The sequence below is a fragment of the Gilliamella sp. Pra-s60 genome, assembly GCF_009795755.1.
GTDB lineage: Bacteria > Pseudomonadota > Gammaproteobacteria > Enterobacterales > Orbaceae > Gilliamella.
Genome location: NZ_WTFA01000007.1, coordinates 94,481 through 106,134 on the forward strand (window position 1 = coordinate 94,481; position 11,654 = coordinate 106,134).

Annotated in this window: 8 protein-coding genes, 1 pseudogene and 1 riboswitch; of the genes and pseudogenes, 2 read left to right on the forward strand and 7 right to left on the reverse strand. The window is 38.3% G+C overall.

Annotated elements, in window-relative coordinates; translation table 11 throughout:
- Positions 1-68: 68 nt before the first annotated feature.
- The 6 genes and pseudogenes from ribB to eco form a co-directional block, all read right to left on the reverse strand.
- Positions 69-713: a 3,4-dihydroxy-2-butanone-4-phosphate synthase gene (ribB, locus tag GQ596_RS06815; RefSeq protein WP_160400930.1), complete on the reverse strand. Its 645-nt coding sequence runs from the start codon at positions 711-713 to the stop codon at positions 69-71.
- A 179-nt stretch (positions 714-892) separates the two neighbouring features.
- Positions 893-1,069, reverse strand: a riboswitch (FMN riboswitch).
- A 108-nt stretch (positions 1,070-1,177) separates the two neighbouring features.
- Positions 1,178-2,179: an ABC transporter permease subunit gene (locus GQ596_RS06820; protein ID WP_202112476.1), complete on the reverse strand. Its 1,002-nt coding sequence runs from the start codon at positions 2,177-2,179 to the stop codon at positions 1,178-1,180.
- Positions 2,180-3,064 (reverse strand): annotated as a pseudogene (locus GQ596_RS06825) (ABC transporter permease subunit); the annotation flags it as partial.
- 306 nt (positions 3,065-3,370) lie between these two features.
- Complete coding sequence (potG, locus tag GQ596_RS06830) at positions 3,371-4,507, reverse strand: putrescine ABC transporter ATP-binding subunit PotG (protein WP_337189504.1); 1,137 nt, start codon at positions 4,505-4,507, stop codon at positions 3,371-3,373.
- 101 nt (positions 4,508-4,608) lie between these two features.
- On the reverse strand, positions 4,609-5,718 hold the full coding sequence (locus GQ596_RS06835) for an extracellular solute-binding protein (RefSeq protein ID WP_160400943.1): 1,110 nt from the start codon (positions 5,716-5,718) through the stop codon (positions 4,609-4,611).
- A 336-nt stretch (positions 5,719-6,054) separates the two neighbouring features.
- A complete protein-coding gene (eco, locus tag GQ596_RS06840) occupies positions 6,055-6,549 on the reverse strand; it encodes a serine protease inhibitor ecotin (RefSeq protein ID WP_160400931.1) in 495 nt (164 codons plus the stop codon).
- Positions 6,550-6,653: 104 nt separating this feature from the next.
- Here eco and ydiK point away from each other — a divergent pair, with 104 nt between their 5' ends.
- Positions 6,654-7,706: an AI-2E family transporter YdiK gene (gene ydiK, locus GQ596_RS06845; protein WP_160400932.1), complete on the forward strand. Its 1,053-nt coding sequence runs from the start codon at positions 6,654-6,656 to the stop codon at positions 7,704-7,706.
- A gap of 198 nt (positions 7,707-7,904) precedes the next feature.
- Positions 7,905-9,260: a CDP-diacylglycerol--serine O-phosphatidyltransferase gene (pssA, locus tag GQ596_RS06850; RefSeq protein WP_160400933.1), complete on the forward strand. Its 1,356-nt coding sequence runs from the start codon at positions 7,905-7,907 to the stop codon at positions 9,258-9,260.
- A gap of 713 nt (positions 9,261-9,973) precedes the next feature.
- Here the strand turns inward: pssA and GQ596_RS06860 are convergent.
- Positions 9,974-11,654 (reverse strand): hypothetical protein (locus GQ596_RS06860; RefSeq protein ID WP_160400935.1); only part of this gene is annotated, 1,681 nt, incomplete at its 5' end.

Sequence of the window (11,654 nt, forward strand, 5' to 3'; positions counted from 1 at the left end):
TACCTCCGCCGATCTACTCGGCGGAAACTTCATTAAGCACAAATGGCCATTTTAAGCATAGCTTTTGACTATACGGTTAACGAGTTACGATACTCAACAATATCTTCAATTGTTACAACTGGCATATGATATTTTTTAGCAAATTCAACTACTTCAGGAGCTCTTGCCATAGTGCCATCGTCATTAGTTAGCTCACACAACACTGCCGCTGGTTTTAAACCCGCTAAGGTTACTAAATCAATCGACGCTTCAGTATGACCACGACGAACTAAAACACCGCCGTCTTTAGCAACTAAAGGAAACACATGCCCCGGATGATTAAGATCACACGGTTTAGCATTATCATTCACCGCAGCCTTAATAGTTGTAACACGATCAGCAGCAGATACCCCTGTTGTTACCCCATTGGCAGCTTCAATCGAAATGGTAAATGCCGTATTGTTTTTACTGGTATTATTTGCCACCATCATAGGCAAATGTAACTCATCACAACGTTTTTGTGGCAAACATAAACAAACAATGCCACTACCGTAACGGATCGTCAGCGCCATTTGCTGACTTGTAATGGATTCGGCGGCCCAAATAATATCGCCTTCATTTTCACGATCTTCGTCATCTAAAACTAGTACACCTTGACCGGCTTGAATAGAAGCAATCGCTTTTTTGACACGCTCGATGGGCGTTCCAAACTCATTTAAATTAAACTGATTCATGGTAAATACCTATATTTTTTAACTTGCTCATTTCATTATTTACTTAATCAACTTTAAATAACCATTAACAATGATGCTATTTAGTCATCAACTTAATTAAGTATAAATAAATAAAATACCAGAATCAGGGCTGTGCTTGACTAGCATGGTTTTGCCTTTCAGCAAATATTGGAAAGATAAGCAACTCTCTTTTATCCAGACTTTAACTGTCGGCTTTGGAATTTCACCAAATCTGCTTGACCTTAACCCATCAACACTTGACTGCGCAATAAAACAACTGCCCAGTTAACAAGACAAATTAAGCGCTCGTGGGCTATACCACCGGTGGGGACTTACACCCCGCCCTGAGAATTTTGCCAAAAAAATTGGCAAATCACACTATAATACAAAATGATAAAAAAAACACGGAGATTTTAAAACGAAATATTGCCGCACAGTGCGGCAATAATAGAAAGTGAAGAATATTAATGCATACGGGTTTCACTTATTTTACGTCGTTCAGTTTTACGCATCCATAACCATGAAATAAACCCAATAATTCCAACGATCAATAAAATAATAGTTGCAAGCGCATTAACTTGCGGATCGACCCCTAATTTTACTTTAGAGAAGATCAATTTTGGTAATGTCATTGCGCCAGGTCCTGTTACGAAATTAGCAATCACCACATCATCAAGAGATAAAGTAAAGGCTAATAACCAACCAGAAATTAATGCAGGTGCAATCATTGGTAATGTAATAATAAAAAACACTTTTAATGGATTAGCACCTAAATCTAAAGCGGCTTCCTCAATTGATTTATCAAGCTCACGGAGCCTTGCACTAATGACCACGGTCACATAAGCCATACAGAATGTAGTATGCGCCATCCAAATAGTAATTGCACCACGATCTTTTGGCCATCCAAGAATCTGCCCCATACCAACAAACAAAAGCAACAATGCCAAGCCTGTAATAATATCAGGCATAACAAGTGGTGCTGTTGTCATAAATGAAAACAGATTTGCACCTTTAAATCGTTTAAAGCGAACAATTGCATAAGAAGCAAGTGTACCTAATACGGTTGCAAAAGTCGCTGCACATGCGGCAATGGCTAAGCTTAGACCGACAGCTTTAAATAGTTCCTCATTATGCATTAGCTCAAAGTACCATTTAGTTGAAAATTCAGCCCATACCGTAACTAAACGAGAACTATTAAACGAATAAACAACTAAAATAATCATTGGGATATATAAAAACGAAAATACCACCAATAAAATAAGTCCTTTAAGACATCGAAAAATGAGTGCTAATGTCACAATCACAGTCACAATCAAGCTAAATATTAAACAGTTAACATATAAGCTTATATCGGTAAGTAAACCTAAGCCAGCCGAACTAATTAGTACCGATAGCAGTAACGACCCCAATAGTAATGAGATAAATACAATCAAAGAAGATCGCAAAATAACAGGTAAATCATTCATCTATTTACCCTCCATTTGTCGGCTTTGAAACTTATTGAAATAGTAAATTGGCACAATCAAAATTAACAACATAACTGTCGCAACCGCAGATGCTGCTGGCCAATCAGTATCTCGAGAGAATATAGTCCAAATTTGCGTACCAATCATAATACTTTTAGAGGGTCCTAATAATTCAGGTATCACATATTCACCAACGGCAGGAATAAACACTAGCATCCCCCCCGCAATAATGCCATTTTTGGTGAGTGGCACAATAATTCTGAAAAAGGTTTTAATTGGCTTACAACCTAAGTCCAATGCGGCTTCAATTAACGTCGAATCCACTTTACTTAACGAAGTATAAATTGGTAACACCACAAACGGTAAGTAAGAATACACAATACCGATATAAACCGCCAAATAAGTTTTTATAATCACGAGTGGCTGATCAATAACCCCTAACCACATTAAAAAGTGATTTAACAAACCTTCTTGATTTAAAATACCAATCCACGCATAAACTCGAATTAAAAATGATGTCCAAGACGGTAAAATAATTAACAATAATAAAATGTTACGCGTAGATTGCTTACATTTTGAAATTGCCCATGCTAATGGATAACCAATTAAAATACATAATATGGTTGAAATAGCCGCAATTTTTAATGATTCTAAATAAGACGCAAAATAAATACTGTCATTAACTAAGTCAATATAATAACTAAAGTTCAAAGCAATATTTAGTAATCCATCATCATAACTAAACAAATCAGTATAAGGTGGAATTGCAAAGATCTTCTCAGAAAAACTAATCCTAAAGACAATTAAGAATGGTAATAAAAATAGCAATAGCATCCATAAATAAGGGATGGCAATAACAATTAAACGCCCATAAAGAGTCATCAGATCAGTATCTCGGCTTTGTTGCTTCATCTTTTTATAAGCAAAATAAATTACCACAAGCCCAGCAGGAACAAACAATATACTGCCAGCAATAATCAGCCGATAAGCAAATTTAGATGGCTTATAATTTGCTAAACATAATCCCACACATGACAACAAAAAACTTAATGTCATCGCGGTAAATAGCGCATCTAAAAATAAGTTATCAAATGCTCCTGTTGTCACAAAACGCCAATAAACATTGAGCAACACAAATGCATTTAACAACAATCCTAATACAATGGATCGCATTATGATATCCTCTTTTGTTTATTCAGTAAGCACAACACAGCTATCAACTTCCCAACTTAAGTTAACTATATCACCCCAAGTTGGCATACCTTTACGATAACGATGTTCATTTTGAAGTTGCGCAATAATAATTTGCCCACTTGGTAATTTAACGTGATAAATCGACAGATCCCCAAGGTAAGCGATTTCGACCACTTCACCTGTTGCCACATTATAGCCATCTTCTGGGATTTCATCGCAAAGTTTAATTTTTTCTGGACGTAACGCGACTTGTGTTGGCACGCCTTCAACCGCAGGTGAATCATAATCGACTTTTAATGGACGCTTAATCATAGGACAGCTAATGATCAAACCATCTTCTTGCGTTTCTTGCAAAATACCGTCAAAGACATTTACCGAGCCAATAAATTCGGCACTATAACGGCAATTTGGATGTTCATAAATCTCTTCTGGTTCACCGATTTGTACAAATTGACCTTTATTCATAATAGCAATACGGCCAGCCATAGTCATGGCTTCTTCTTGATCATGTGTCACCATTACACATGTTGCGCCCACTTGTTCTAAAATACTCACCACTTCAAGTTGCATACGATCACGAAGTTGTTTATCTAGCGCACCCATTGGTTCATCAAGCAATAATAATTTTGGACGTTTAGCTAAACTACGAGCTAATGCAACACGTTGTCGTTGACCACCAGACAATTGATGTGGTTTACGTTTACCAAATTGCTCCATATGTACAAGGGCTAACATCTCTTCAACGCGCTGTTTTATTTCAAATGAATTTAATTTATCTTGTTTTAAACCAAAGGCAATATTCTGCTCAACCGTCATGTGAGGAAATAAAGCATACGATTGAAACATCATATTAATTGGACGATCATAAGGCGGAACTTGAGATAAATCCTTACCATCAAGAATAATCTGCCCCGACGTAGGCTGTTCAAAGCCTGCAAGCATTCGTAACAATGTAGATTTACCACTACCTGACGCACCTAATAAAGCAAAAATTTCACCAGTATAGATAGTCAAGTTGACATCATCAACGGCATAATAATCATCGTTAAAAACTTTAGTTAAATTTTTGATCTCCAAAAGTGGAGTTACCATCTTTTTTTTAGGCTGTACCTGATTTGTTGTTTTATTATTCACTCTATTTTCCTCATAACAACAAGCCAAAAAAAACGAGACGGAAAGGCTAAATAACCCATCCGTCTAGAATTAACACTTAAATTCGATATACCCAATATCGACTATTTACCAGTTTTAAGTTTAGTCCATGTACGAGTAATTACGCGCTCAAGTTTAGGATCTTTAACTTGTAAAGTGAATAGTTTTTCCATCACTTCTGGTTTTGGATAAACCGCTGGATCGTTTTTCACATCTGGGTTTACAAATTTGTCATTTGCTTCTTTATTAGCGCTAGCAAAATTCACATCGTTAGTGACTTGCGCGGCAATTTCAGGTTTCATAACAAAATTTAAAAACTCATGTGCTTCGTCAGGATTTTCTGAATCTTTTGGAATAGCGAAGGTATCAAAAAAGACTAATGCGCCCTCTTTTGGAATTTGATAACCAATATGCACACCATTTTTTGCTTCGTTAGCTCTATCGCGTGACTGTAAAATATCGCCAGACCAACCTAAAATGACACAAATATCACCATTTGCCAAATCAGTAATATATTGTGAAGAATGGAAATAACGAATATTTGGTCTCACTTTTTCTAACAATTCATAAGCAGCACCAGTATAATCTTTAACATCGGTACTGTTTGGATTTTTACCTAAATATTGAAGTGCACTTGCAAAGATCTCGGTTGGTGCATCTAAAAATGCCACACCACAATCTTTTAGTTTCTCCATATTTTCAGGCTTGAAGACTAAATCCCAGCTATCGACTGGAGCATCTTCACCCAAACGTTCTTTAACTTTATCAATGTTATAACCGATACCTGTTGTCATCCATACATAAGGGATAGCATACTTATTATCAGGATCATGCGTTGCCATCAATTTCATTAAATTTGGATCAAGATTTTTCCAATTTGGTAACTTGCTTTTATCTAACGGTAAATAAACACCTGATTTAATTTGTTTAGCTAAAAAGCTATCAGAAGGAGAAACAACATCAAACCCAGAATGGCCTGCCATCAATTTACCTTCAAGGATTTCGTTTGAATCATACACATCATAAACAAGTTTGATGCCTGTTGATTTTTCAAAATCAGAAATAGTATTAGAACCGATTTGACCTGCCCAATTGTAAAAATGTACAACACGATCTTTAGCAATAGCAGATTGAGATAACGCCAGTGAAACACCAGCCACGATTGAAAGAATTGTTTTACGTTGAGTAAACATGCTCACCACTTCTCCTCTTGTAGGGATATTACATGTTAGACACAAGCCCATTGCAAAGACACAATGGACCCCCAAATTTTGCTATCGACGTCATCACTAATGGATAAATCACCAACATAATAAACGCCCAGCGAAACCGAGGTAATCAGGCAATCACAAGTCATTAATAAAATAAATGAACAAGTAGAGCTAACCTTGCATTACGAGGGATAAAATACCTTTTTTTTTCGAGATGTCTACTTAAAAAATCAAATATTAAAGCTTTCTTAACTGAGTGGTTACGTTTTAACCACTCACAAAGGAATAAACAGTTATTTAGCAATTAATTAACCGCTATTATTCGGCTATAGCTTGCATAATTTTACCATTAGGTTGCCAAACGCGGTATTTTACTTGTAAATCATTAGGCACATAAAAAACTAACGGTAAGCTACTGTTATAATTAAACAAACCTAAATTATGATTCATTGTCACAAACTCGCTTTTACTGCTACCTTCAGGACAAGCCATTAATGTTGACAAATTACCAACGGCCTTTTCAACAACATAATAAGAGTAACCCCAGCCTTTAAGCTCTTCTTGCTTAACCACGCCACCTAAATTATGAAAATTGCAATCAACATTCATCTCTTTACCAATAATCACCTCAACTTTAGTGTTGCTCTCATTAGCCATCGCTGGTAAATGGATAGCATAACGTGTAAAACCAACTTGAGCTGCAGGAAATGGTGCCGTATCATTGGCATTTTGTGTTGTCGGTTTTATTTTAGGCGAATTTGCACATGCAGTTAATGCCACACCTAATAATGTTAATAACACTAATTTTTTCATTTTTAAAATCTCCATTAATAAAATTAATTATAAACACCATCATATTAATTTAAATTGATAATGCGTATAATAACGCCATCAAAATTAATAAATATGGTAAAAAAATGCCAGCAGAAAAAAACACAACTGATTTACTTAAGCTAATTCTAAACCTGTTGATCATCGGATTACTAATCATTATTACCTATCGTGTTATTGAAGCTTTCTTATTTGGATTCTTCTGGGCGGTGATGGTAGTTATTGCCACTTGGCCATTAATGATAAAAATTCAAAAAAAATTATTTAACAAACGCTGGCTATCACTACTGGTAATGGCACTAATATTAGCCTTTGTTTGCATTATACCGTTCATATTAATTATTAGCTCGGTAGCACAAAACGGTCACCACCTTATTGAATGGGCAAAAACACTATCTCATCAAAAACTACCAACACTTGACTGGCTAGAAAGCGTACCTGCTTTTGGTCCTGAACTACACCAAAAATGGTTAACATTAATTCAAACAGATGGTTCTGACTTAGTATCAAACATACAACCTTATATTGGCATCATGATAAGCTGGCTACTTGAACAAGTCACCAACATTGGCATATTCATCTTTCATGCAGGTGTGATGATCATTTTTAGCCTATTACTCTATTTAAAAGGCGAAAGCATCACCAAATATGTCTACTTACTTGCTAATCGATTATCAAAACAATATGGCGTAACCACCGTCACATTAGCAGGACAATCTATCCGCGCAGTAGCACTAGGGGTTGTGGTTACAGCTATCACCTTAGCCCTAATTGGCGGATTAAGTTTTGTATTTACTAAAATGCCACTACCCGGCGTACTAACACTCGTCTTATTTATTTGTTGCGTGGCACAAATTGGCCCAGTGGTTGTTATGCTAGGATGCATCTGTTGGCAATTTTGGATGGGCAACACCACCTCGGGTATTATCTTAATTGTTGTTGCAATCATATTGACCACTTTAGATAGTGTAATGCGAGCCTACTTAATCAAAAAAGGCGCTGACTTACCGTTTTTACTTATATTATTTGGCGTCATTGGTGGATTACTTGGCTTTGGCATAATGGGGTTATTTATTGGTCCTGTGGTGCTAGCACTAACTTATAAAATAATTCAAACATGGGTTGATGAACAATCTTAAACCATTTATTATCACTCACAATAAAGCATAAACAATAGCTAAAGGCGTAAAGTGACACAAACAACAAATAGTCACTTACCCAAAAGTGACTAAGTAAAAATGCATATAAATAAAAAGGAGCGTTATTTTTACTGACTTATTCAGATTTTGTTAGATAAAATCCTAACATAACTAGTCAGTTATAATGATAAACAAATTATGCGAATACCATTTATAAAATACAATCACCAAAAACATCTTGATGAATTAGCCAAAATTCAACAAAATGCAGATCAATACCAAATTATATATAATCCTAAAGCCTATCGACTGGCTTTACTCGAAAGCATAAAACAAGCTCAACATCGTATTTACATAGTTGCACTCTATCTAGAACAAGACGAAGCTGGCAAAGAAATTCTTAACGAACTATACCAAATCAAACAACAACGCCCAAACTTAGATATCAAAATATTTGTTGACTGGCACCGTGCACAACGTGGACGAATTGGTGAAGACAAAGCCCACACCAACGCCAACTATTACTACCAACTAAAGCAACAGCACCCAGAGATCGACATTCCGATTTATGGTGTTCCTGTAAACCGTCGCGAAGTGCTTGGTGTATTGCATTTAAAAGGCTTTATTATTGATGATACGGTCATCTACAGTGGCGCAAGCATCAATAACGTCTACTTACACAAGCGTGAAAAATACCGTTACGACCGCTATCACTTTATTACTAATCCGCTATTAGCCGATAGCATGGTGCAATTTATCAACGACCACTTTATGCCGTATCAAGCTATACAGTTACTTAACACTGGCACACACAAAACACGCAAACAAATCAAATCCGAAATCAAAACCTTGCGCCAACACTTAATGGATGCCAACTACCAATATAACGGTAATGCCGACAACGACACCTTATCGGTTGCACCAATAATGGGGCTTGGGCGCAATAACTCGCTCAACAAAATCATTCATCACTTAATCAACATAACCGAACAAAAAATTACTTTTTGCACGCCGTATTTTAATTTACCTAATATCCTAGTACGCGACATTATTCGTCTGCTACGCAAAGGGCGTCAAGTTGAATTAATTATTGGCGATAAAGAAGCCAACGACTTCTACATCCCACCTGACCAACCCTTTAACATATCGGGTGGACTCCCTTATTTATACGAAATCAACTTAAGACACTTTATTGAACGCCTACAAAATTTTATCGATAAAGAACAACTGACCATAAGATTATGGAAAGACGAAGCGCAAACCTATCACCTAAAAGGTATCTGGGTGGATGACAAATGGGTACTCATAACGGGCAACAACCTAAATCCACGAGCATGGCGTCTTGACCTTGAAAACGGCATATTAGTGCATGATCCAAAACAAGAATTAAGTGACAAATTCAACCAAGAACTGAACACCATCCGTCAAAAAACTACGTTGATAACGCATTTTCAACAAATCCAAGCGAGCCAGTTTTATCCAAGTCAGGTTCATAAGTTGATAAAGCGACTAAGTCGTATCAAGGTGGATAGGATTATTAAGCGGTTATTATAAAGGTAGTGGGTAAAAGTGTAGTGGTGTTTTTGCTAAAAACACCGAAAAAAACTTCAATAAAATCAATACCTTTCCTGGCTGATTTTTTATCAAAATGATGCTTTTTTTGGGGGGAGGGTGGATAGAGTGGATTGAGTGCGGTGGTTTCGGACGTTTGAGCTTTGGGTGAATAAAATAGCTGTTGTGAACACGTCCGAGCCAAGGGAATTTAAAGCGAATTCCCTTAGCAATCCCACGCTTTGGCTGCAGAATGTGGCCTTCGGCTACCCTCCGCCGTCGCTCGGTCTTAACGCACCGTTTGTGGAAGCGCTCCAAGCGCGCCACAAACTCGCCAAACGTCCTGTTTGGCGTGCTAACCTCGCTCTGTTGTCGGCACATTCTGACGCCGGAATAAGACAACAACATAACCTTAACTGTTTTTTGAGGTTGTTTTTGTTTGATAAAAACGCCTTATAAAAACTTTAATAAAATCAATACCTTTTCTGACCGATTTTTTGGTGGAAAATCAGGCATTTTTTTGTTTTTGTGAATAGAATAAATTGGGTGCGGTGGTTTCAGCTAGGAGGGGCGGCGCTATTGTGGCTTTGCCACAACGGCGCAACCCTAAGGGAAACGCCCCGACTTACGCGGGGGCTTTATTCTTGTCTATATTGTCCTCTCAGGCACCGTAACCCCCTTCCGCGCCCTAAGGATTAAGGGCTAAACGCTAAGAACTAAGGTGTGGTGCAAACAGCATAACGGCTGCCAGCGGTAACGCTCAAGTCGGCGGTGCTGCCGTTGATGCTGACAGTGAAGACCCCACCGCGTGCTCCCTCGCTTGTCAAGTAACCTCCACGGGTGAAGCCCGTATCAGCGTAGCCGTTCACATTACCCCACTCCGTGAAAAATCCTGCACCTATGTGACGCTTGTAAAGATTATTACTAGACGACGGCCTGGCACCTAGCATGCCTTGACACCAATTGCCTGAATGCCTACCATAACAAACCCCATTGGTTAAATCCCTTACCCTAGGCATACGATAACCCAAACTATTACACCATGCTGTTTGAGTAGAAGCCTCAGCGGTTTTATTACCCCGATTTACGAACCACTGCTTTAAGACAAATCCGTACCGAACCTCATTACCATTACTATCCCTTCCCACCAACTCAAAGGTCTGTGGCAAAGATGGGCGTGCTAATGAACCAGGATTACTTGAGCTTATTTGAGCACTATCAGCTTTAGGGCCATGCAATGTTACCCGTGTTACATATTTTGATTTATCACTAATCCAAGCATCAGCATCATAGGTGCGCCCATCAGGGGTTGTGAATGTCCCTGTCCGCGGCCATCTCCGACTCACCGTTGCTCTTATACTACCACCTGTGTTAACCGTCCAACTTAACTGACTTCCGTCACCACCTATATCCAAATCAAAATACAAGCCATCTGCTCCTGTAGTAGGAAAGTTTCTGTCATAAGATGATGGGTTTGTAAACACTGTTAAAAAGCCCTTAGTAGGAGACCATATGTTAGCTGGGCCTGCAAAGATTGGGGCGTCGTCGTATCCATCAACAGTAACTCCAGTGCCACCCATGTACAAATTCGGCCTGACCGAACAAATAACTGGCTGTGATGAATTCGGATTAATATAATAATCCACCGTAGCGCCACTAAAACTACTACTCCTTGGTACCCCATACTGCGTACTTAATGTGCCACCCGTACTTGTTAAAGTTACCTTATAAGGGGCTTTACATATATCTAATGTATCACTGCGATTAACCGTAGTACCGTTTTTATCGGTAAACGTTACCGATATACTCCCCGATGCCGTTGCTGGTCCATCTCCATCATCATCCCCCCAATCCTCCTGATTAACCAAATCACTCATGGTAATTGAACTCCGTGAGGGCGGAACTATCATATCTATACTATCGAGGCTACCCCCCGAAGATAGCAACCTGATTGGATTAGTTGGCGTTGATGGGTTCGTTGACCTTGTGTATACCGTTCCATCCTGCAACTTTATTGATAATAAACTGTCTGTATTCGTTAATTTTGTCCGCCCTCTATCAAACGTTAAATACGGCGCACTCCCCTCGATAGCCCTTGAGGTATAAGCCGTTAATGCCTCTGTATCCTGCGTATATGACAATAACAACAATGGCGCTAAGAATAATGCCGATTTTGATAACAATGACGGTTTAAACAATAATCGCAGTTTGGATTGTAATGGCGGTTTATATAACCGCTTGGAAATCGGCGATAATTTTGCCGAAAATATGGCCGATGACGGCGTCGATTTCGCTACGCGAAATGACTTCGGTGATAAAAATAACTGTGGCGCTCTATTTTGACCACTGTGCGAATCAATAAGATTTAGGGCATAGGTTTGGCAGGCCAGATGCCAG

Bases quoted from the DNA above. Each gene is read 5' to 3' on its own strand.
- eco (WP_160400931.1), bottom strand. From the start codon at position 6,549: ATGAAAAAATTAGTGTTATTAACATTATTAGGTGTGGCATTAACTGCA.
- GQ596_RS06820 (WP_202112476.1), bottom strand. From the start codon at position 2,179: ATGAATGATTTACCTGTTATTTTGCGATCTTCTTTGATTGTATTTATC.
- ribB (WP_160400930.1), bottom strand. From the start codon at position 713: ATGAATCAGTTTAATTTAAATGAGTTTGGAACGCCCATCGAGCGTGTC.
- GQ596_RS06835 (WP_160400943.1), bottom strand. From the start codon at position 5,718: ATGTTTACTCAACGTAAAACAATTCTTTCAATCGTGGCTGGTGTTTCA.
- pssA (WP_160400933.1), top strand. From the start codon at position 7,905: ATGCGAATACCATTTATAAAATACAATCACCAAAAACATCTTGATGAA.
- ydiK (WP_160400932.1), top strand. From the start codon at position 6,654: ATGCCAGCAGAAAAAAACACAACTGATTTACTTAAGCTAATTCTAAAC.